This window comes from Vibrio cyclitrophicus (assembly GCA_023206055.1).
In the GTDB taxonomy this organism is placed as follows: Bacteria; Pseudomonadota; Gammaproteobacteria; order Enterobacterales; family Vibrionaceae; genus Vibrio; species Vibrio cyclitrophicus_A.
The window spans coordinates 2370436-2393788 of record CP065366.1 but is presented as its reverse complement, the minus strand read 5'-3'; the positions used below and the strand labels follow the sequence as shown (position 1 = coordinate 2393788).

The following is a 23353-nucleotide window of genomic DNA, read 5'->3' as shown; positions in this document are numbered from 1 at the left end:
TAGCCAATTGTGGTTCAGCGCTATTTAATCGCGAACATCGAACCGAAGTTGAAGCATTGGAACCACACTTCGCTGCTTGAGAAGCCAATCTTTTCAAAACGCTGCTTATGAACTGGAATTGAATCTGGACGCATCACATTTTCGATAGCACTGCGTTTTTGGCTGACTTCAAGCTCGCTGTATCCGTTTGCACGCTTGAAATCATGGTGCAGATCGATAAGCAGTTCATTTGAACTTTCATCTTCAAACACAAACTTTTCTGACAGAATCAAAATACCGCCCGGACGTAATCCAGCATGGATCTTTTCAAGCAGAGCGTATCGGTCGTCCGGAGACAGAAATTGCAGCGTGAAGTTCAGCACCACAACAGAGGCGTCTTTAATTTCGATTTCACGAATATCCGCTTCAATCACTTCGACAGGTGTATCGCTGCGGTAAGCATTAACGTGCAATTTACAGCGCTCAACCATCGCTTCTGAATTATCAACAGCAAAAATCGTACAGCCTTCTTGCTGGATGTGGCGGCGCATCGACAATGTAGCGGCGCCAAGAGAACAACCCAAGTCGTAGATGTTTGAGTGCGGTTTTACGAAGCGTTCAGCCAACATGCCAATAGCGGAGATGATGTTGCTATAGCCAGGCACCGAGCGTTGAATCATATCTGGAAATACTTCAGCAACCCTTGCATCAAAGGTGAAATCACCAATTTTATCAATGGGAGCGGAAAAGATATTGTCTTTGTTGCTCATTGCATTCTCTCTCGACAGTCAGCGTAATCGGCACAGAATTCGTACCAAATAAAAGGGGACGTATTTTACGTAAAAAAATCGCTTGTGTCACGAAAACTGAGATTGATGAAAGTGAACGTGTGTTAGTGGTTGTTTACTATCAAAACATCGAGATTTGATGATTGCCTTTCTGTGCCGGAAACTGAGCGAGATCGGGTAATAATAATGACGTATTTTCAGACACTTGCTTTTGTAACCGCTTATAAATAGCTATCGCAAGTTCAGGTGCGTGATTATTGTCTGGGGTGTGGATCATTAAATAGGGTTCTTTGCCCTCATTAAGCCAGCTTGGAATTTTGGCAAACCAAGGCTTAAAAAATTCAATATTAGGTTCTTGGTCTGGGTGGCCAATAAATCGAATCATCGGGTTATTGGCCGTCGCAATCGCATGAACGGGAACACGCGGCTTTTTCTGATGCGCATCGATCACCGCTTCCGTGGTTGGTGGCGCTGAGAACACAGGGCGACTGTCCATAATGATGCGATTGATGCCTTCCTCAACTAGCCACTGATTGAAGCGCTTCTCTGCATCACCCTTATCAAAGAAACCCAAGTGTCGAACTTCAACGCCAAGCTGCATGTCTTTTGGAAATAACGTACAAAACTTTTGTAGGGCAGGCAGCATGCTGGGTTCAAAACTGTGTGGCAGTTGAATTGTCCATTGACCAATGCGGTCGTGGAGTGGCGACATAGTCATCAAGAACTCTTTGAGCTCTGCTTGGCAGTGTCTGAGTTGTTGCTGGTGGGTGATGAATTTGGGTAACTTGAAGGTGAACCTGAAATCATCGTGACTGGCGGCTTTCCAATTATGAACGGTAGACATACTTGGCGTAGCGTAAAAGGTCGTGTTGCCCTCGACGGTATGAAAAACTTGCGTGTACTTTTCTAAGCGTTCAGCAGGCTTGGTTCCCTTGCCATAGAACTGACTTTGCCACTCAGAGTGAGACCACATGGTTAATCCAAGTCTTAGAGGTAGAGTTTCTGTTGTTATTACACGATCATCCATCTATTACACCGTTATCCATCATGCCATTAGTCATCAAAAAAAGTTTTTAAGTTGAAACGAAAAACTACTGTACGAGACTTTTGCCGATTAAGGTACTTTCGAGATATAATTAGCGCAATTTTTTCGGTTTTGATGAATCTTTGCGCACTTGATGGGCTAAAAAGCAGCAAAGCCAGATAAAACACAATAAATTCGAATGTGGAAGGTCGATTTTAAGCGAGTTTCCGCGTATAAATGTTCCTTTGCTCTGTTGTGTGGAATGACCACTGACAGCTTGGAAATTAGTAAATAATTAAGAGATTGGGAAATTCATTATGCGTACCCATTACTGTGGTAACCTGAACAAGTCCCTGGCGGGACAAACTGTAGAATTGTGCGGCTGGGTAAACCGTCGCCGTGATTTAGGCGGTCTTATCTTTATCGATATGCGAGATCGTGAAGGCGTCGTTCAGGTTGTTGTCGATCCAGATATGAAAGATATCTTCCCGATCGCTAACCAACTGCGTAATGAATTCTGTATCAAATTTACTGGTGAAGTACGTGTTCGTCCTGACAGCCAAGTAAATAAAGATATGGCGACGGGTGAAGTTGAACTTTACGCAACTGGCCTTGAGATCATCAACCGTTCAGAAGCGCTTCCACTGGATTTCAACCAAACGAACTCTGAAGAACAGCGTCTTAAGTACCGTTACATCGATCTTCGTCGTCCAGAAATGAGCGATCGTATTAAGCTTCGTGCACGTGCTTCTAGCTTCGTTCGTCGTTTCCTAGACGAGAACCTATTCCTAGATATCGAAACACCAGTACTAACTAAAGCGACACCTGAAGGCGCTCGTGACTACCTAGTACCAAGCCGTGTTCATAAAGGTAGCTTCTACGCACTTCCTCAATCTCCTCAGCTGTTCAAGCAACTGCTGATGATGTCTGGTTTTGACCGTTACTACCAAATCGTTAAATGTTTCCGTGATGAAGATTTACGTGCTGACCGTCAGCCTGAATTTACTCAGATCGATATCGAAACATCATTCCTGTCTTCTCAAGAAGTACGTAACATCACTGAAAAGCTCGTTCACGATATGTGGAAAGAGCTTCTAGATGTTGAACTGGGTCAATTCCCAGTAATGCCATTCTCTGAAGCGATTCGTCGTTTCGGTTCTGATAAGCCAGATCTACGTAACCCACTAGAACTAGTAGACGTTGCTGACTTACTGAAAGATGTTGAGTTCAAAGTATTCTCTGGCCCTGCGAACGACGAAAAAGGTCGCGTAGCAGTAATCCGTGTACCGGGTGGCGCTAAGCTGACTCGTAAGCAAATCGACGGTTACGCAGAGCACGTAGGTATCTACGGCGCGAAAGGTCTAGCTTGGATGAAGGTTAACGACCGTGCTGCTGGCATGGAAGGTATCCAATCTCCAGTTGCTAAGTTCCTAAACGAAGACGTAATTAACGGTCTTCTTGAGCGTACTCAAGCTGAATCTGGCGACATCATTCTATTTGGTGCAGATAAAGCGAACATCGTTGCTGAAGCAATGGGCGCACTTCGTATCAAGCTAGGTGATGACTTAGAGCTAACAGACAAGAAAGCGTGGGCTCCACTTTGGGTTATTGATTTCCCAATGTTCGAAGAAGATGGCGAAGGCAACCTTCACGCAATGCACCACCCATTCACATCACCACTTGGTGTGAGCGCGGAAGAGCTAAAAGCAAACCCAGCAGCAGCTAACTCTGATGCATACGACATGGTAATCAACGGCTACGAAGTAGGCGGCGGTTCTGTACGTATCCACAGCGCAGAAATGCAAACGGCTGTATTCGGTATCCTAGGTATCGAAGCTAAAGAACAGCAAGAGAAGTTCGGTTTCCTACTTGAAGCGCTTAAGTACGGTACGCCACCGCACGCAGGTCTAGCATTCGGTCTTGACCGTTTAGCAATGCTTCTTTGTGGTACAGAGAACATCCGTGACGTTATCGCATTCCCGAAAACAACAGCTGCAGCATGTCTATTAACAGACGCGCCAAGCCTAGCAAACCCAGCATCACTGGAAGAGCTAGCAATCGCTGTTAACTTAGCGAAGAAAGAAGACTAATCAAACGATTAGCCTAACTTTCTAAAGAGCTTAGTTTTTTAGAGCTTAGTTTTGCAGTAGAACAATAAAATGCCCGTTAATTTGACGGGCATTTTTTTTTGCGTTCGATATACTAAGCTCATAAAGCATGTATAAATAATCAGTATTTGAAGTTATGTCTATTATCTTAGGGATTGACCCTGGTTCTCGCATTACCGGCTATGGCGTGATTCGTCAAAATGGTCGCCATCTATATTACTTAGGTAGTGGTTGTATTCGTACTTCCGAAAAAGAACTGCCAGGTCGCTTAAAGCAAATCTATGCAGGCGTGAGTGAGATCATTACTCAGTTTCAGCCTGACGTATTCGCGATCGAACAAGTGTTCATGGCGAAGAATGCCGATTCAGCGCTTAAACTTGGCCAAGCTCGTGGTAGTGCGATTGTAGCAGCAGTGAATGCTGATTTGCCTGTTCATGAATACGCGGCTCGTTTGATCAAACAAGCGGTGACAGGTAATGGTGGTGCTGATAAGTCTATGGTTCAGAATATGGTGATGAGCATGCTCAAACTACCTGCTAAGCCACAAGCTGATGCAGCCGATGCTCTAGGCGTAGCGATCACTCACGCTAACACCAATAAAACCTTGGTCGCACTTGCGGGTAAAGCAACAGGAGCAAGAAAAGGGCGTTACCGTTAAATCTCATTCTATTGTTAGCTCCTAACATTCTGCCTTTTAAAACTATTCTATTGATGAGCCTCACGCCCTGTTTGGCTCATATCAAAACAATACGCCTCTAAATCCTTGATGAAATGAGATCTTTCGAACATAACCCAGATAATAACATTGCGTATCATTTAACATGTTATTAACATTGGTCGGAGGTCTTACAAGTTAATCAAGGATGATCACTGATGAACCCAATCAAGTTGTGGCGCGCGCTGTTTCTACCCAAAAGTAATGGGTGGAGTAACAACGAAGTCAGACAAGCCGATATCTTATTACTCTTTACCTTTATCGCCTTCTTTGTGGGTGTCTACAGCTTAATCAAATGGACAAAGCACGAAGAGCAACTTCTGATCGCCACATCTGTATTCCTTATCGTGTTTGAACTGATCTCCGCACTGCTCTTGCGTGTTACCAGTAAACCCAGCCTTGCACTCAATTTTGGGTTTGTGGGGATGGCGGTGCACGCGCTGAATATTATCTACCAAAGTGGTGGTGTGGTGGCATCGACTCAGGCTTATTGGGTTCCTTTGTTAGTGGTCGCTTTTTTCTTGTCAGGAACACGTATTGTCGCCTTGGTATGGAGTGGGTTAGTGATTGGCGTTTCATTGGTGATGACGTCGGCTCACCTTAACGGATTTGAATTTCCACAGTTAGTACTTACTCCGGAAGCCGTGGTGGTTGAAACTTGGTCTGGTGTGATCATGCCTTTGGTGGTGATTTGCATCGCTCAAGCGTTTACGGCCAAACAAAAAGAGGTCGCGATTGAGATGGCGGAAGAAGCGATTTCAGAAAGCCAACACGTTGCCAACCAAGCAACGCAAAGCGAAGGTCGACTCTCTATCGTGCTCGACCAAGCCAATTCGAATTCAGAGAGCCTACAAGGTGTTTCGGTTCATTTGGATCAGCAGTCACAAGACTTGCATGCTCAAGTCGAAGTGTTGAATATCAATTGCGAATCTCAAGCGAGCGCCGCAGAAGAGATGAGCCAACAACTTCACCAAATGACCCAAGGCATCGAAGAATCCAATTCATTTGTTGGTGAACTGAAAGAGCGCAGCGAAGCGGTTGGTACCAAAGCGCAAAAGAGTTCAGAGTCATTAGAAGCTTCAACCGATGCGATCAGCCAGATCATTCAAAGTAATCAAGAAATCATGAAGGTCGCTGATTTAATCACTTCGGTTGCTGAGCAAACCAATCTATTAGCACTCAACGCGGCAATCGAAGCTGCGCGTGCAGGTGAACAGGGACGAGGCTTTGCTGTGGTAGCTGATCAGGTAAGAGAGCTATCGGCGAAAAGCAGTCATTCGGCGATAGAGATTCGAACTCTGTTAGACCGTAGTAAAGAAGAAGTTGAACACGGTAGATCAATCATCGAAACCACGGCGAGCGAGATGAACGGTATTATCTCAGAGGTGCAAACCATCTCAACCGATGTTAATCAGCTCACCAATATTATGGCGATGCAGATGAATTCGTTAAAAGAGCTCGATCTCGCGAGTTCAGAAGTGGCGCAAAGTGTGGCGGAAACTAAATCGGTGTCAGGCTTAGTCGCGAATTATGGTTCTGAGCTAACAGGTCATGTGACTTCGGTTAAAAAATTGGTCGCGAGCTTGAACAGCGTGGTCTCGCAAGCCAAACAAGCCTAAATAATTCACTTCAAAAACACAAAGAACTGGATAAGTATCCAGTTCTTTTATATTCTGTCCTTCAAATTAAATTCCATCAAGAGAGTGAATTGTGATCGGACGTCTCCGCGGTACATTAATAGAAAAACAGCCACCAGAATTACTAATCGAAGTGAGTGGCGTTGGCTATGAAGTTCAAATGCCAATGAGCTGTTTTTATGAATTACCAAACGTGGGCGAAGAGGCAATCATCTACACGCACTTTGTTGTACGTGAAGATGCGCAGCTACTTTATGGTTTTAACACGGTTAAAGAGCGTGCTTTGTTCCGTGAAGTAATTAAAGCGAATGGTGTCGGTCCTAAACTTGGTCTTGGTATCCTTTCTGGAATGACGGCAAGCCAATTCGTTCAAAGCGTTGAACGTGAAGATATCTCAACACTGGTTAAATTGCCGGGTGTTGGTAAGAAAACGGCAGAGCGTCTGGTTGTTGAAATGAAAGACCGCCTAAAAGGGTGGGGCGCGGGCGACCTGTTTACGCCTGCAACGGATGCAGCGCCAATGGACTCGATGCCAGCGGTTCACGATGCTGAAGAAGAAGCAGTAAGCGCACTACTTGCGTTGGGTTATAAACCGACTCAAGCCTCTAAAGTTGTTGCTCAAGTGGCTAAAGATGGCATGACCAGCGAACAATTGATTCGCGAAGCACTGAAGTCGATGGTTTAATACCTCATATACTTGTTCTACAAAATAGACTCATTCACTTTGCCTTTACACAGAACTAAGAAGCGCAGGGTCAGCAATAGCAGAGTTAGGAATAACAGAATTTATGATTGAAGCCGATCGCCTGATTGCACCGGATAATCCGGTCTTTAAAGATGAAGATGTCATTGATCGTGCAATACGCCCGAAAGCACTTGCCGACTATCAAGGTCAGGATCACGTTCGTGGCCAGATGGAGATTTTCATCAAAGCGGCACAACTGCGCAACGAAGCACTCGACCATCTGTTGATATTTGGTCCTCCCGGCTTGGGTAAAACCACGCTTGCGAACATTGTTGCCAATGAAATGGATGTGAGCATCCGTACGACTTCTGGTCCGGTTCTAGAAAAAGCGGGCGACTTAGCCGCGCTATTAACCAACCTCGAAGAAAACGATGTGCTTTTCATTGATGAGATCCACCGTTTAAGCCCTGTGGTTGAAGAGGTGTTGTATCCAGCAATGGAAGATTACCAACTGGATATCATGATTGGTGAAGGCCCAGCGGCTCGCTCTATCAAGATTGACCTTCCTCCTTTTACTTTGATTGGTGCAACCACTCGTGCTGGTTCATTGACTTCGCCATTACGTGACCGTTTTGGTATTACTCAACGTCTTGAGTACTATAAGGTTGAAGACCTTCAAAACATCGTTCAGCGCAGCGCAGATTGCCTTGGACTTTCATTGGAGTCGGATGGGGCATTAGAAATTGCTCGTCGTGCTCGTGGTACACCGCGTATCGCAAACCGTTTATTACGCCGTGTACGAGATTACGCGGAAGTGAAAGCCGACGGACATATTTGCCCAGACGTGGCGGATAAGGCACTCAACATGTTGGATGTCGATGCTAAAGGTTTCGACTACATGGATAGAAAGCTTCTACTTGCGATTATGGAGAAGTTTGGTGGTGGCCCGGTCGGTATCGACAACATGGCAGCCGCGATTGGTGAAGAGAGAGACACCATTGAAGATGTGTTAGAGCCTTACTTGATACAACAAGGTTATCTGCAAAGAACACCAAGAGGGCGAATTGCTACCGACAGAGCGTATTTACACTTCGGAATAGATAAGCCGTCTAATCGTTAAAGTATTCATTTTTAAAGATCCCAGTTGCATAAGCGCTGGGATTTTTTGCTTTTTACTGAATAACAACTCTTTGAGCGAGTCGATAAAAAGACTGAATAGCGGCCATCAAAAATGAAAACTTTGATTGCAGGTTTGATTTGGCTAACAAAAAATGAAATAAGTTGTCATATTTTTTGTTAATACTTTATGGGTAGTTGTAATTCGTATGTTGAGGCGGTGCTGAGCTTTTGTCACAGATATCATGTGCTGTTATTAACTGAGGCTAAATTGGTGTGATTTTAATCATGATTGTTCAAAAATAACTCTAATTTGCTCGAATAAAATTGATACAAATCAACGCAAGGTTCTCCTATAAACCTTTTGAAACATACTGATTTTACCAGTAATATTAGCGCCAGCTATATTAGCTCATGCTTAACAATAATCTAACTATAACGGTACGTTTTTGCTACAAATTTCAATTTGTAATAACAATTGCACAAATTGTTTTAACATGGATTTTTGCGGTGAATAATCACACAAGTGTCATTCAGCCGACACAAAGGAGTTACCATGATTGATGTTGTTGATCTGTCGCGATTGCAATTTGCATTTACAGCGATGTATCACTTCCTATTTGTTCCACTGACACTAGGTATGGCATTTCTACTTGCCATTATGGAGTCAGTTTATGTAATGACTGGCAAGCAAATTTACAAGGACATGACCAAGTTCTGGGGTAAATTGTTTGGTATTAACTTTGCTCTTGGTGTAGCGACAGGCTTAACCATGGAGTTCCAGTTCGGTACTAACTGGTCTTACTATTCTCACTATGTTGGCGACATCTTTGGTGCTCCGCTGGCTATCGAAGCGCTTGTTGCATTCTTCCTAGAGTCTACTTTTGTTGGTCTTTTCTTCTTCGGTTGGGACAGATTGTCGAAGCGTCAACACTTAGCGGTAACGTGGTTAGTAGCACTAGGCTCTAACTTCTCAGCGCTATGGATCTTGGTAGCAAACGGCTGGATGCAAAACCCAGTGGGTGCAGAATTTAACTTTGAAACCATGCGTATGGAAATGGTGAGCTTCGCTGAAGTTGTACTAAACCCTGTAGCACAAGTTAAATTTGTACACACAGTGGCGTCTGGTTACACAACGGGTGCAATGTTCATCCTTGGTATCAGCTCATACTACATTCTTAAAGGTCGTGACCTTGCCTTTGCTCGTCGCTCTTTCGCGATTGCTGCATCTTTCGGCATGGCGGCGATCCTGTCAGTAATCGTGCTAGGTGATGAATCTGGTTACGAGCTTGGTGAAGTTCAAAAAGTGAAGCTCGCTGCGGTAGAAGCAGAGTGGCACACTGAAGAAGCTCCAGCCGCATTTACTGTTTTTGGTATTCCAAACCAAGAAACAATGAATACTGACTACGCAATTAAAATCCCTTACGTAATGGGTATCATCGCAACGCGTTCGCTTGATACTGAAGTAACGGGCCTACGTGACCTACGTGATGACCACGTTGATCGTATCCGTACGGGTATGTACGCATACGAGCTGCTTGAAAAGCTACGTGCAGGCGACAAGTCTGAAGAAAACATGGCTGCGTTCGACGAAGTGAAAGGTGACCTAGGTTACGGTCTACTTCTTAAGCGCTACACAGACGACGTTGTTGATGCAACAGAAGATCAAATCCAAATGGCTGCGGATGATTCTATCCCAACAGTTTGGCCTCTATTCTGGTCATTCCGTCTGATGGTTGCTTGTGGCTTCATCATGTTGTTTGTATTCGGTGCTGCGTTTGTTCAAACGTGTCGTCAGAAAATCGAACAGAAACCATGGGTACTTAAAGCTGCGCTATTCTCAATCCCTCTGCCTTGGATTGCGATTGAAGCAGGTTGGTTCGTTGCTGAGTTTGGTCGTCAACCATGGGCGGTTGGTGAAATCCTACCGGTTAACGTTGCTGCATCAGCACTGACTATTGAACAGCTTTGGACTTCTCTATTCGCTATCCTTGCACTGTACACAGTGTTCTTGATTGCTGAAGTTTACCTAATGCTGAAATTCGCACGTAAAGGTCCAAGTAGCTTGAAGACAGGCCGTTACCACTTCGAACAAAACGATAACTCTGTTGAAGACAAAGTTAGCCGTTCAGTTGAAGTATAAGTGAGGGAATATTATGTTTGATTACGAAAGCTTACGACTTATTTGGTGGGTATTGATCGGTGTTCTACTGGTTGGTTTCGCCGTAACTGATGGCTTCGATATGGGTGTTGCAGCTCTTTCACCTGTTATCGGTAAGAGCGACACTGAACGTCGTATTATGCTAAACACGATTGCCCCTCACTGGGATGGCAACCAAGTTTGGTTGATCACGGCTGGTGGTGCATTGTTTGCTGCATGGCCTTTGGTTTACGCGACGTCTTTCTCTGGTTTCTACTTCGCGATGTATGCGACGTTAGCTGCGCTTTGGTTACGACCACTTGCACTTGACTACCGCTCTAAGATTGAAGATCCAAAATGGCGTAAAACATGGGACTACGCACTTTGCTTTAGTGGCACAGTTCCGCCAATCATTTTCGGTGTGGCATTTGGTAACCTACTGCAAGGTGTTCCATTTGAACTGAACGAATTTATGATGTCTAAGTACCATGGTACGTTCTTCGCACTGCTTAACCCGTTTGCATTGCTTTGTGGTGTGTTGGCTCTGATGTTGTTCGTGATGCAAGGTGCAACATGGCTTCAAATGAAGACAACAGAAGATCTACACAGACGCGCTCGCAACGTTGCTCAGATCACGGGTGTCATTGCAATTGCTCTGTTTATTATTGGTGGCTTCTGGGTTCAATCTATCGAAGGCTATGTAATCACAAGCACTATCGATACGTTTGCTGACTCAAACCCACTAAACAAAGAAGTATCACTTCAAGTTGGTGCTTGGATGACAAACTTCGAAACTTATCCAGCAATGTGGGCTGCGCCGATTCTTGGTGTAGCAATGCCACTGCTTGCTGTGATTGCATCTCGCTTTGAGCGTGGTGGTTTCGCATTCCTGTTCTCAAGCCTATCGAACGCTGGTGTTATTTTAACGGCTGGTTTTGCAATGTTCCCATTCGTAATGCCATCAAGCCTGAACCCTAACCAAAGCTTGACTATGTGGGATTCAACAGCGAGTGAGCTAACGCTTGGTCTTATGACTGTCGTTGCGGCGGTAATGGTTCCTGTGATTCTTGGCTACACAACTTGGACATACTACAAAATGTTCGGTCGTCTAGATAAGAAACACATCGAAGATAACGACGTTTCAGCTTACTAAGCTAGAAGTTAAATAACTTAGGAGAAATTTTATGTGGTATTTCGCATGGATTTTGGGTGTACTTCTAGCATGTGCATTCGGCATCATCAATGCTTTATGGCTAGAGCATTCAGAAATGATGGACAAAGACAGTGAGTAATCTCGCAGAGCAAATCGCTAAACTGCATCAACCAATGGATAAGACTCTGCTTAGAGCCTTATCTCTAGTATTGGGTTTCATGCATGTGGGCTTAGTGATGTGGGATCCTGAAGCGTATGCGACAAGCATCGGTGGCTTTAACGCGATCATCGGGCCAATGTTTATTTGGGCAGTATGCTCAAGCATGGTTTACGGTATTGGATTTAAGCCAAGAGCTTGGATGTGGCAACTACTGTTCAGCCCATATATTTCACTCACAATTTTGCTCTACCTAACAGTGCTGCGCCTTCTATAAAAGGCAATGGACTTAGGTTCACAACAACGTGAACCTATATACTTGTTGGGTTTTTAGCCAAAAAGAGGTCATCTTATACAGATGGCCTTTTTTTTCGTCTCTTAAATCAAAAAATTCACAGCGATATACTATTAATGATAAGGAGTTAGGTTATAGTGAGATCTTTATCGTTTTGGATTGTGGTATCAAATTGCAAGGATTATCTAAGCCATTTTCGTGGCCAGTGACAGTGTATTACGAAGACACCGATGCGGGTGGCGTTGTATACCATTCAAACTATCTTAAGTTTTTCGAACGCGCTCGAACTGAGATGTTGCGCTCAATTGGCGTTTCTCAGCAAGTATTGTTAGAACAAAACATCGGTTTTGTAGTCCGACATATGGACATTGATTTTATTCAAGGCGCGCGTCTTGATGATTCTTTACAAGTCATTACAAATATTTACGAGTTGAAGCGAGCTAGCTTGGTCTTCTGTCAAGAGATCGTAAATCCTGATGGCAAGGCATTGTGTAAAGCAATGGTTAAGGTAGCATGTATCGATAATCAAAAAATGAAACCCAAAGCAATGCCAACATTTATTCTCACGGAGCTAACGAATAGTGACTGCTGAAATCTCAATCTTAGGCCTAATTTTAGAAGCTAGCTTACTAGTTAAGATGGTCATGCTGATTCTTATGGGCATGTCTGTTGTTTCTTGGGCGATGATCATAAAAAGAAGTAAAGTATTATCTCAAGCTTCTAAACAAACAGAATTGTTTGAAGACAAATTTTGGTCAGGCGTTGATCTCGCTAAATTGTATCAAGAGAGCAACAAGCGCAAAGACGAGCTTTCTGGTACTGAAGAAATTTTCTACGCAGGCTTTACTGAATTTGCTCGCCTTCGTAAATCGAATGCAACGTCACCTGACTTCATTATGGAAGGCACAGGCCGTGCGATGCGCGTTGCGGTTGCTCGTGAAGTCGATGAACTAGAAACTAACTTACCTTTCTTGGCGACCGTTGGCTCTATCAGCCCATACATCGGCCTATTTGGTACAGTTTGGGGCATCATGCATTCATTCATCGCATTAGGTGAAGTGAAGCAGGCGACACTCGCAATGGTTGCCCCTGGTATTGCAGAAGCTCTGATTGCAACAGCAATGGGTCTATTCGCTGCAATTCCAGCAGTAATGGCGTACAACCGCTTCAGTAGCCGAGTGGGCAAGCTAGAACATAACTACGCGACTTTCTCTGAAGAGTTCCACAGTATTCTTCACCGTCAAGCGATGGCTGGCAGGGAATAATAGATGGCTGGATACCAACCTAAAAAACGCAAAATGACAGCAGAGATTAACGTTGTACCTTACATCGACGTTATGCTTGTTTTGCTGATCATTTTTATGGTGACTTCGCCATTCGTTACTCAAGGCGTAGACGTTGAATTGCCTCAGGCTTCAACGGCCAAGTCGGCACAAGATCTATTGGGTGACGACAACGCGAGTTTCATCATCGTTGAAGTGAATAAAGACGGTGAACTTGGCTTGAGCGTTAATGACGAGGAAGTACAGCGTGGCTTATCTATGGAAGATATTATCGTCCGAGTGAAGGCCGAGTTGTCTTTGAAGCCAAATTCTCCCGTGGCAGTTGGTGGTGACGCCGCAACGCCATACGCTGAAGTGGTTTTATTACTTGATGAATTAAGCCGTGCAGGTGTGCCAAAGGTTGGCCTTTTAACGGATATAAGGGAATAGCTCCGTAGCATTCATGAAAGCGAATAATAAAAAATCCAATAATTTCAGAACACCGCTTCTTATTTCTCTTGGGCTGCACGTCATTTTATTCGTTGCGCTCATTTGGGGAGCGGATTTTACGATGTCAGAACCTAAGCCGACAGGGCAGATGGTTCAAGCTGTGGTGATTGACCCTCAGTTGGTTCGCCAGCAAGCTCAACAGATTCGTCAACAACGAGAAGCCGCGAGCAAGAAAGAGCAAGAACGTCTAGACAAGCTCAGACGTGAAAGTGAACGACTGGAAAAGAATCGTAAAGCTGAAGAAGAAAACATTCGCAAGCTGAAAGAACAGCAGGCGAAAGAAGCAAAAGCGACTCGTGAAGCTGAAAAACGTCGAGTTGAGAAAGAGAAACAACGTCAAGCTGAAGAAGCGCGTTTACAGCAAGAGCAAAAGAAAGCCGCTAAAGCAGAAGCTGATCGTAAGCTGAAAGAAGCTGCGTTAGTGAAAGCAGAAAACGAGCGTAAGGCCAAAGAAGCGGCAATCGCAAAAGCGGAACAAGAACGCGTGGCAAAAGAAAAAGCCGCGCAAGAAGCAGCAGACAAAGCTCGTAAAGAGAAAGAAGCTGCTGAGCGCGCCGAAAAGCAACGCATAGCGAAAGAAAAAGAAGCGGCAGCCGCAGCAGAAAAAGCCCGTAAGGCAAAAGAAGCTGCAGCAAAAGCAGAAAAAGAGCGTAAACAGCAGGAAGCAGCATTGAACGATATCTTTGCTGGGCTTGAAACTGAAGCGACTCAAAACTCTTCAGCAAGACAACAATTTATTAGTGATGAAGCGCAACGTTACGGTGCTATCTATACCCAACTGATTCAACAGAACCTGTTGTTGGAAGACAGCTATCGAGGACGCTCATGTCGAGTGAATCTTAAGCTTATTCCAACCGGATCTAACGCGATATTGGGTAGCTTGAGTATCTTAGATGGTGATAGCCGTTTATGTGCAGCAACCAAACGTGCGGTGGCACAAGTGCAATCTTATCCGTTGCCTAAAGACCCAGACATTGTGAACTCACTAAAAGACATTAACTTAACTGTATCACCAGAGTAAAAGGACGAACTTGTGTTAAAGAAACTATTACTGAGTTTTGTTTTCTTAATAGCTACAAGCAGCCAGTTTGCACATGCAGCACTGGAGCTGGTTATTACAGACGGTATTAACTCTGCAAGACCTATCGCTATTGTACCTTTCCGTTGGGAAGGCGCAGAGCCATTGCCACACGACGTATCAGCGGTTATTGCTTCTGACTTACAACGCAGTGGTAAATTCAGCCCAGTTGCGACAAGCAAAATGCCTCAAACTCCTTACAGTGAAGCTGAGGTGGACTTTGATGCTTGGACAAATCTAGGTGTTGATTCATTGCTTACCGGTAGTATCACTAAGAACGCCGAGGGGCAGTATGTGGTTAACTACCAATTGATCGACATTGTTCGTGGTCAGTTAACCAAAGGGCAAAGCCGCGCGCTGAGTGATGAAGGACAACTCGTACTTTCTAAAGACCACGTTCTATTTAATAAGAAAGCGACGGTTCCTGGTAAACGCTTGAGAGAGTATGCACACCGTATAGCTGACTTAGTTTATGAAGAGCTGACTGGCGAAAAAGGGGCGTTTTTAACCCGAATTTCTTATGTAGTAGTAAATGACAATGACCAATACCCATACCAACTTCGTGTGGCTGATTATGACGGTTTCAATGAGCGCTTAGTGCTTCGCTCTAAGCAACCTCTGATGTCACCAGCTTGGTCTCCAGACGGTAAGAAGCTTGCTTATGTGAGTTTTCAAAATGGTCAAGCTGAAATATTCATCATGAATATTTACACTGGTGAACGTGAAAAGGTGACGTCATACCCTCGTCATAATGGTGCCCCAAGATTCTCACCAGACGGCAAAACATTAGCATTGGTATTATCGAAGACAGGCAGCCTTCATGTATACACACTTGACCTTGCAAGTCGTAAGCTGACCCAGATTACACGCGGTCGTTCAAATAATACTGAACCGTTCTGGCACCCAGATGGCAAGTCTCTTATTTTTACCTCGGATCGTGGTGGTAAACCTCAGATTTATAATGTAAATTTGTCAAATAATTCGACTTCTCGTATTACTTGGCAAGGTAGCCAAAACCTAGGTGGTCAAATCACCCCTGATGGACGATTCATGATCATGGTCAATCGTAGCAATTCAGGTTTCAACTTGGCGAAACAGGATTTGGAAACGGGTGCGGTTCAGGTACTAACAAAAACATTGTTAGATGAATCTCCAAGTATTGCACCGAATGGAGGTATGGTTATCTATAGCTCTATTTACAATAAAACAAATGTACTATCGATGGTTTCTATCGATGGCCGTTTTAAAGCTAGATTACCGGCAACCAACGGACGCGTAAGAGCGCCGGCATGGTCACCGTTCCTCTAGGTAAAGTGATACATTCTATTAGCTATTGATAGTGTTAACTATTGTGGCATTTAACTATCTATAGCACTTAGTCGGCTGTAGAAACTAAGTTTGATAACGTAAGGAAAAAAAGATGCAACTTAACAAAGTTCTTAAAGGCTTGATGATTGCACTACCAGTGATGGCAGTAACGGCATGTAGCTCAACTGATGAAGCAACATCTGCAACATCTGGTACAGAAAGCAACCAAACAACTTCAGGTTCAGAAGGCAACGTAGACACAACTGTTGTAACGCCAATTGACGCTAACGGTCAACTGTCTGAGCAAGAGCTTAAAGAGCAAGCGCTACGTGAAACTCAAACAATCTACTTCGCATTCGATAACTCTACTATCGCTGGCGACTACGAAGAAATGCTAGCAGCTCACGCAGCTTACCTAGTTAAGAACGTTGACATGAACGTTACTATCGAAGGTCACGCTGATGAGCGCGGAACTCCTGAGTACAACATCGCACTTGGCGAGCGTCGTGCACAAGCTGTAGCGAAATACCTACAAGCTCTAGGTGTTCAAGCTGACCAGATCTCTATCGTAAGCTACGGTGAAGAGAAGCCACTTCTTCTAGGTCAATCTGAAGATGTGTACGCTAAAAACCGTCGCGCAGTACTAGTTTACTAATTTTAGTAGATTATATAATTGAGGAATTGCCTCATGTTCAGTAACACAAAGCGAGTCATTTTGCTTTCGTTACTGGCAAGTGCAGCGAACATTGCGTTCGCTGCACCAGCTCCAGTATCCGATCTCAATAGCACCGCAACCAATTCATCATCTTCCTCTCGAGCAGCATCTGCATCTAACGAATCAGATATTGAGCGTTTAGAACGCCTGCTTCAAAATCGCAACCTTGTTCAGCTTCAAATGCAACAGCAAATCGACGACATGGCACTGGAGATCAGTGAACTTCGTGGTGAGTTAGAACGAAATAGTTACGATATGAAGCAAATGCTAGAGCGTCAACGCGAACTGTTCATTGAACTAGACCGCGTAAGAGGTGAGGTGAAAACAGCAGGAACCGCAACGGTAGCAGTGGCAGCGAGCGAAGGCTCTAAAGATGCTTCTGGTACGTTCAGTACTGATGTAGATGAGCAAACCGCTTATCAAAACGCTGTAGATATGATTCTAAAGCAACGAGACTACACGGGTGCGATTGCCGCATTCCAAAAGTTTCAAAAAGACTTCCCAGATTCTACCTTCACACCTAACTCACACTACTGGTTAGGACAGCTTTATTTCGCTAAGAAGCAAGATAAAGAAGCAGTGAAGAGCTTTGCCGCTGTTGTGTCGTACAAAGACTCAAACAAGAGAGCAGATGCACTGGTTAAGCTTGGTGATATAGCTGCACGCAACAACAATGCGACGCAGGCTAAAAAATATTACCAACAAGTCGTTACCGAGCATCCAAACAGTGCTTCGGCTAAAGTGGCTAAAACCCACTTATAAAACAAAATAGAGGTGCTTATGCGCCTCTTTTTTATACTTGTTTTCTTCCGTTTAGTGTTTATTCATCTTGTTAGTGATGCCAACGTACCGCCTTGTTTATGCGTTTTAAGCATTAGCTAGTCACCGCTTGCAACCAATCCTTTTTGATCCCAATCGCTGTCCTGTGTAGAATACTCGGATTCTCGGAAGAAGTTGCGTAGAGCAAGAGCAATGAGTCATATACTAGATAAAATCGATACAGTTTACCCGTTTCCGCCGAAGCCAGTTCCATTGAGCGACGCTCAGAAACAGGCCCACATCGCGAACATCAAAAAACTACTTCAAGAAAAAGATGCAGTTCTAATTGCACACTACTACACGGATCCTGAAATTCAGGCTCTGGCTGAAGAAACTGGTGGTTTCGTTGGCGATTCTTTAGAAATGGCTAAGTTCGGTAACCGTCATTCAGCAAGCACTTTGATCATCGCTGGTGTTCGTTTTATGGGTGAGTCTGCGAAGATTCTGACGCCTGACAAACGCATTCTAATGCCAACGCTTGAAGCTGAATGTTCACTTGATCTTGGTTGTCCAGCTGACAAATTTACAGAATTTTGTGATGCGCACCCTGACCACACCGTGGTTGTATACGCGAACACCTCTGCAGCTGTTAAAGCTCGTGCAGACTGGGTAGTTACGTCGAGCATCGCTTTAGAAATTGTTGAAAGCCTAGACGCTGAAGGCAAACCCATTATTTGGGGTCCAGACCGTCACCTAGGTTCTTACATCGCAAATCAAACTGGCGCCGACATGTTGCTTTGGCAAGGCGAGTGTATCGTTCATGATGAGTTCTCAGCTGATGCTTTGAAGAAAATGAAATCGGTATACCCAGAAGCGGCTATCTTGGTTCACCCAGAATCACCAGCAAGCGTGGTTGAACTGGCTGATGCTGTAGGCTCAACAAGCCAACTGATCAAGAAAGCAAAAGAACTGCCTCATCCACAGATGATTGTTGCGACAGACAAAGGTATCTTCTTCAAGATGCAGCAATTGGTTCCTGAAAAAGAGCTGATTGAAGCGCCGACAGCGGGTGCTGGTGCAACGTGTCGTAGCTGCGCACACTGTCCTTGGATGGCAATGAACGGCCTTGAAGCGATTGAAAACGCGCTTGAGAATGGTGGTGAGCAACACGAAATTTTCGTTTCTGACGAATTACGCGTTAAGTCTCTTATTCCATTGAACCGCATGCTAGATTTTGCAGAGCAGTTAAACGTGCAGGTAAAAGGTAACGCGTAAGCCGTTCTTTTATCTAACCAATAAAAAGCCAGCCAATCGTGCTGGTTTTTTTGTACCTGAGTATAGGCCGCCAATATCAATCCTGTGGTTATGTATCTTTTTCTGATGATACATCTTGTTGATATCGCGTATTTTTTCTAGCATGTAAGTAAGAGGAAAAGATTAGAGGCTCGAATGATAATCTGGTTACAACTCAAACGCTGGATCAAAGCAAACATCTTTGTTTTGAATGGCAAAAACTTACTGTTCACTTTTCTTGGCTACATCGCTCTATCGTGGTCGATGCTGTATTTGGCGGGTGAAACAGATTTAACCAGTTCGGTTACTGTATTCGCTTACTACTTGGTGGTGACGGCTTCTACCGTTGGTTATGGTGATTTATCCCCAACCACGGTAGCGGGGCAATGGATCGTTATTCTATTTGTGATTCCAGGCGGGTTGAGCCTTTTCGCCGCGTTACTCGGTAAAGTGGCGACAGAAGGTGTTGAATATTGGCGAGCGGGCTTGCTAGGAAAAAGGAGAGTTAGAGTGGATAACCACATTTTGATGTTAGGGTGGAATGAACAAAGAACCATTCACCTCATACGCATGTTACAACACGAAGAAACGGGTAAGCGACCAATCGTGTTATGTACGCGTTCAGATATCGAGAACCCGTTACCCGGTGAAATCAACTTCGTTAAAGTAAACAGCTACACCGATGGCAAAGAGATGGAGAAAACGGGCATTGAGTCTGCAAGTTGCATCTTGATTGATAACCCAGAAGACGACATTACTCTGTCTGCTGCACTTTACTGTGCAAACCGAAACCCTAAGGCACACCTTCTTGTTTACTTTAAAGATGAAGCATTGAGCGACTTGCTGCACAAGCATTGCCCTAACTCAGAATGTATTCCAGCGGTGGGTGCAGAGATGCTAGCAAAGGCTGCAGTAGACCCCGGGTCAAGTGCGCTTCATCAAGAGCTATTGAGCTCAACACGGGGCATGACACAGTACTCAACCTATTACCCAGAGAATTCTGAGCCTGTTACGGTTGCGCCCATTTTCTCTGTGTTTAAAGAGAAGTATCAAGCAACGCTTATCGCGATTGATACGGGGAGTGGTATTGAACTCAACCCAGAACTTGATCAAGTTGTCAGCAGTGGGACTAAGTTGTTTTATATTGCCGATGAACGAATCGATCATTTTGATTGGAAAGGCTTCTAAAGCTTCTATTTTCATTTCGTCTAAAAACTGAAAAGGCCTCATAGCGAGGCCTTTTGGGTATGCATAAAACTAACTGTTATTGAGCTTCAGCCAGTGCAATACCACGCTGAGTTAGACCGCAAAGCATGACAGGCACAGCGTTAAAGATCTCTTCGAACTGCTCTAGACCTTCAATGCCTTGCTCAGCAAGCGTTGCGATTGAGGTTTCTGGATCGTAAAGCATACTCAATGAAAGCAGTACACCGCCAACCAGCGCATTGTCTTCGCTGTCTTCAGGCATCAGTGTTTCCCAATCATCACGGGCAACCTGCCAACCTTGAAGTAAGCCTTCACAAAAATCACGGGCAGCGGTGTTAACCACTTCTTCGTCGTCTAATTGACAAGCTTCTGGCCAAACCCAAGTGCCTTCAATCAGTTCAGGGCGGGTTTTATTCCAAAGCTCGATGATAACTTCAATGTAGCTTTCTAGCTGTTCTCCATCCGTAAAAGGCGCGACTTCTTCGCCGCCCCATAAGAACGGTAGCCACTCATGCGGGGTTAACACATTCGGTGCCGCTGCCATTGCAGTGACAAAGCCCATTGTTTTGTGTTCTGTTATTAGCTTTCCTTCCAACTCTGGAAGCGCAAGAATATCTTGTAAAGTCAAAGTAAGGTACCGTAAAAGGGAACATATTTGCGCTTATAGTACCAATGAACTTGTGCCAATCAAGCTTCAATCTAAAAAGGCTTGATGTCATGGATGATAAACACTAGGTTTAACAGAAAAGAAAACATTAAAAGAATTATGCAGATACGGTCGTCTCTTAAGAAGAAAAGCATGGTAGCGCTTGGATTATACCTTGCGATGTTTATTGCCATTGTCGGTAGTGTGACGTATTACGTCGTAGAATCCCCTGTGCGCGCCAAATTACAACAAAACCTCGACTTGCGTACGCAACTGTTATCCGCCTTGATTACAGAGCCACTCAGCAGCTCTCAAGGCTTTGTCGGTAGTTTAGTTGGTTTTGCTCAAGCACATCGTAAAGGTGAAGATGTTATCCCGCTATTTAAGTCGATGTTAGCCGCGAGCGATGACACGATCGTCAGTGCTGGTATTTGGCCTGAACCTTATGCGCTGGATTCTGACAAGCTCTTAAATAGCTATTTTTTCAACAAAGCTGACGATGGTACGATTGATCAGCTGTTCTCTTACAACAATCCTAAAAATGCCCCTTATCACGAAGAGTATTGGTATACCTCAGTTGTAGACAAGCCACAGGGAACCATCTCTTGGAGTGATGTCTATATCGACCCCTATACTCACGTTCGAATGATTACGGCTTCGTCACCTTATTACTACGACGGAACCTTTGCTGGTATTGCGACGGTGGATCTCTCGCTCGAAGAGCTGCTTGGCTTTATTAAGAACCACGCCGAAGAATACAACCTTGGCATTACTCTTAGAGATAAGCTCAATCAAGTGTTGGTTTCGCATAACTTTAACCTTGTTGAAGGCATCTACATAAGCAGTAATCAATTTGGTGATTTCGGCTGGCAAGTGGATGTGGTTAACTCCAAATCACGGGTGGCAGACGAAGTATTTCGTCAGGTCATGAGTATTGAGGGCGGTATTGTTCCGCTATTACTACTTTGTGTAATGGCGGGGTATTACTTATTGAACCGTTATTTGATTAGTCCAATCACAAAGATTGCCGCACAGGTTGATAGCTCGAAAGCCGGCGAAATCATTGATGTGGATTACTCGAGTGATGACGAAATCGGCCATTTGATTAAAACCTTCAACGAAAAGACCATTTATCTCGAAGCGGAAAAGGTTAAAGCTCAGGCATCCACCAATGCAAAAACGGCTTTCCTTGCGACCCTGTCACATGAAATTCGTACCCCTATGAATGGTGTGCTGGGTACAGCTCAGATCCTATTAAAAACGCCTCTAAATTCTGAACAAGAGAAGCATCTCAAGAGTTTGTATGAGTCCGGCGATCATATGATGACCTTACTCAACGAGATCTTAGATTTCTCGAAAATCGAGCAGGGCAGGTTGGATCTTGATGAAACGCGTTTCCCGCTTGATTCGATCATCGGCAGTATTAACAGCGTCTACTACACATTGTCTTCCGAGAAAGGGCTTCAATTCAAAGTGTACTCTGAGGTGCCTTCGGGGCGTTGGTACTTCTCAGATAAAGCTCGCCTTCGCCAAATTTTGTTTAACTTATTGAACAACGCGGTGAAGTTCACATCCAGAGGCTTTGTTGAGGTGTACTTGAAAGAAGTCGTAGAGGGAAGTGACACCTACCTGAGTATTCGAGTTCGTGACACCGGAATAGGTATCTCTAAAGAAGCTCAAAAGCGTATTTTTAAACCGTTTGAACAAGCGGAGTCTTCCACTACAAGGCGTTTTGGTGGTACTGGTCTTGGCTTAGCGATTGTCAAGAAAATTGCCCAGTTGATGGATGGCAGTATTACCGTTACCAGTGAAGAAGGGATAGGTACGAGCTTTGATGTTCGCCTGAAGATTCAGCCTTGTCAGCCAGGCGAAATCGAGAGTTTGCCACATAAAAAGTTGGACTACTCAGGCTTAAAGGTACTGATCGTCGAGGATAACCGAACGAATACTGTGATTATTGAAACCTTCATGAGCAGTAAAGGCTTTACTTGTAAGAGTGTTGAAAACGGTGAGCTTGCGATACAAGCCGTGGTTGCTGAGCGCTTTGATTTGGTGCTCATGGATAACCATATGCCTGTGATGGATGGTGTTGAATCAACTACTGCGATTCGCGCTTTGATAGGCGATGTGTCATCGGTATTGGTGTTTGGTTGTACGGCTGATGTCTTTAAAGAGACTCGTGAGCGTATGCTAGGAGCGGGTGTGGATTATATTATCGCTAAGCCGATTGATGAGCGTGAACTTGATGATGCGTTGTTTCGCTATTCAAATAAGCTTTACCAATACCATGAAGTTAAAGTGGATAATCTCGAAAGCCAAGAAGTAAAACAACGTGATTCGAAAAGCAAAAGCGAGTCATTACCTAAACCTGACCTACGAAACAAAGACAATACAGAAGAGTTGTTAGTGACACTTTATGTGGCACTTGAAGATAACAACCTAGAGTTAATTCAACTTGCATTAGAGAGCTTACGTGCTCATGTCAAACCTATGAACAATGCTGAACTGACTTACCAAGTGGATAAGGCTTTAGAGCAGGTTTCTCAGGGCGCTCCTCCTACTCAAGATGTTATTAATATCATTACTGTCAATCTGCCTATGGCCTAGTTGTTGTTTAATTACAGAAAGTAAACGACGAATTGCCCGTTATTTGACCTTGATGTGATTTGTTGGTGGAAGTGACTGCTTTTTAAGTGGTTTTTGGTTGTTAATTTACAACTTGATTTTTAATTTGGAATGTATGACTACTAATCTTGTGTTTTAATAGCGACATTATCTG

Annotated in this window: 22 protein-coding genes; 19 read left to right on the top strand and 3 right to left on the bottom strand. The window is 44.3% G+C overall.

Going from position 1 to position 23353, the window contains the following annotated elements; translation table 11 throughout:
* Positions 1-20: 20 nt before the first annotated feature.
* Together cmoA and ITG09_10525 are read right to left on the bottom strand one after the other, a co-directional pair.
* On the bottom strand, positions 21-749 hold the full coding sequence (cmoA, locus tag ITG09_10530) for a carboxy-S-adenosyl-L-methionine synthase CmoA (protein ID UPR51142.1): 729 nt from the start codon (positions 747-749) through the stop codon (positions 21-23).
* 139 nt (positions 750-888) lie between these two features.
* Entirely contained in the window at positions 889-1794 is a 906-nt protein-coding gene (locus tag ITG09_10525; GenBank protein UPR51141.1) for a DUF72 domain-containing protein, read from the bottom strand.
* A 314-nt stretch (positions 1795-2108) separates the two neighbouring features.
* On the opposite strand from ITG09_10525, the gene aspS reads away from it, so the two are divergent.
* From aspS to ITG09_10435, 18 genes are all read left to right on the top strand, one after another.
* Positions 2109-3881, top strand: a complete 1773-nt coding sequence (gene aspS / locus ITG09_10520; GenBank protein ID UPR51140.1) for an aspartate--tRNA ligase — start codon at positions 2109-2111, stop codon at positions 3879-3881.
* 154 nt (positions 3882-4035) lie between these two features.
* Complete coding sequence (gene ruvC, locus ITG09_10515) at positions 4036-4557, top strand: crossover junction endodeoxyribonuclease RuvC (protein ID UPR51139.1); 522 nt, start codon at positions 4036-4038, stop codon at positions 4555-4557.
* Positions 4558-4772: 215 nt separating this feature from the next.
* Positions 4773-6233: a chemotaxis protein gene (locus ITG09_10510; protein UPR51138.1), complete on the top strand. Its 1461-nt coding sequence runs from the start codon at positions 4773-4775 to the stop codon at positions 6231-6233.
* Positions 6234-6324: 91 nt separating this feature from the next.
* Complete coding sequence (gene ruvA, locus ITG09_10505; GenBank protein ID UPR51137.1) at positions 6325-6936, top strand: Holliday junction branch migration protein RuvA; 612 nt, start codon at positions 6325-6327, stop codon at positions 6934-6936.
* Positions 6937-7039: 103 nt separating this feature from the next.
* Positions 7040-8056, top strand: a complete 1017-nt coding sequence (gene ruvB / locus ITG09_10500; protein ID UPR51136.1) for a Holliday junction branch migration DNA helicase RuvB — start codon at positions 7040-7042, stop codon at positions 8054-8056.
* A gap of 552 nt (positions 8057-8608) precedes the next feature.
* Positions 8609-10195, top strand: coding sequence for a cytochrome ubiquinol oxidase subunit I (cydA, locus tag ITG09_10495; GenBank protein UPR51135.1), 1587 nt, complete (start codon positions 8609-8611; stop codon positions 10193-10195).
* Positions 10196-10208: 13 nt separating this feature from the next.
* The gene (cydB, locus tag ITG09_10490; protein UPR51134.1) at positions 10209-11345 is read left to right on the top strand and encodes a cytochrome d ubiquinol oxidase subunit II; all 1137 of its coding nucleotides are present in this window, start codon (positions 10209-10211) and stop codon (positions 11343-11345) included.
* A 31-nt stretch (positions 11346-11376) separates the two neighbouring features.
* Positions 11377-11484, top strand: coding sequence for a cytochrome bd-I oxidase subunit CydX (gene cydX, locus ITG09_10485; GenBank protein UPR51133.1), 108 nt, complete (start codon positions 11377-11379; stop codon positions 11482-11484).
* The gene (gene ybgE / locus ITG09_10480; GenBank protein UPR51132.1) at positions 11477-11779 is read left to right on the top strand and encodes a cyd operon protein YbgE; all 303 of its coding nucleotides are present in this window, start codon (positions 11477-11479) and stop codon (positions 11777-11779) included. The genes cydX and ybgE overlap by 8 nt, the downstream gene beginning before the upstream one ends.
* 172 nt (positions 11780-11951) lie before the next feature.
* Complete coding sequence (gene ybgC / locus ITG09_10475; GenBank protein ID UPR53627.1) at positions 11952-12389, top strand: tol-pal system-associated acyl-CoA thioesterase; 438 nt, start codon at positions 11952-11954, stop codon at positions 12387-12389.
* The gene (gene tolQ / locus ITG09_10470) at positions 12379-13062 is read left to right on the top strand and encodes a protein TolQ (protein ID UPR51131.1); all 684 of its coding nucleotides are present in this window, start codon (positions 12379-12381) and stop codon (positions 13060-13062) included. Before ybgC ends, tolQ begins: the two co-directional genes overlap by 11 nt.
* A 3-nt stretch (positions 13063-13065) precedes the next feature.
* Entirely contained in the window at positions 13066-13509 is a 444-nt protein-coding gene (tolR, locus tag ITG09_10465) for a protein TolR (protein UPR51130.1), read from the top strand.
* A gap of 13 nt (positions 13510-13522) precedes the next feature.
* Positions 13523-14590 (top strand): cell envelope integrity protein TolA, encoded by a 1068-nt coding sequence (gene tolA, locus ITG09_10460; GenBank protein ID UPR51129.1) that lies wholly within the window; start codon positions 13523-13525, stop codon positions 14588-14590.
* A gap of 12 nt (positions 14591-14602) precedes the next feature.
* The gene (tolB, locus tag ITG09_10455) at positions 14603-15955 is read left to right on the top strand and encodes a Tol-Pal system protein TolB (protein ID UPR51128.1); all 1353 of its coding nucleotides are present in this window, start codon (positions 14603-14605) and stop codon (positions 15953-15955) included.
* A gap of 112 nt (positions 15956-16067) precedes the next feature.
* Positions 16068-16610 (top strand): peptidoglycan-associated lipoprotein Pal, encoded by a 543-nt coding sequence (gene pal / locus ITG09_10450; protein UPR51127.1) that lies wholly within the window; start codon positions 16068-16070, stop codon positions 16608-16610.
* Between the two features lie 33 nt (positions 16611-16643).
* On the top strand, positions 16644-17432 hold the full coding sequence (gene ybgF, locus ITG09_10445) for a tol-pal system protein YbgF (protein UPR51126.1): 789 nt from the start codon (positions 16644-16646) through the stop codon (positions 17430-17432).
* Between the two features lie 210 nt (positions 17433-17642).
* Positions 17643-18704, top strand: coding sequence for a quinolinate synthase NadA (gene nadA / locus ITG09_10440; protein ID UPR51125.1), 1062 nt, complete (start codon positions 17643-17645; stop codon positions 18702-18704).
* Positions 18705-18878: 174 nt separating this feature from the next.
* Positions 18879-19910: a two pore domain potassium channel family protein gene (locus ITG09_10435; protein UPR51124.1), complete on the top strand. Its 1032-nt coding sequence runs from the start codon at positions 18879-18881 to the stop codon at positions 19908-19910.
* A gap of 76 nt (positions 19911-19986) precedes the next feature.
* On the opposite strand, the gene ITG09_10430 is transcribed toward ITG09_10435, so the two are convergent.
* Positions 19987-20556 carry a UPF0149 family protein gene (locus ITG09_10430; protein UPR51123.1) on the bottom strand — a complete coding sequence of 190 codons (570 nt, stop codon included), beginning with the start codon at positions 20554-20556 and terminating at the stop codon, positions 19987-19989.
* A gap of 171 nt (positions 20557-20727) precedes the next feature.
* Between ITG09_10430 and ITG09_10425 the strand changes: the two genes are divergently transcribed.
* Entirely contained in the window at positions 20728-23181 is a 2454-nt protein-coding gene (locus tag ITG09_10425; GenBank protein ID UPR51122.1) for a response regulator, read from the top strand.
* Positions 23182-23353: the final 172 nt, after the last annotated feature.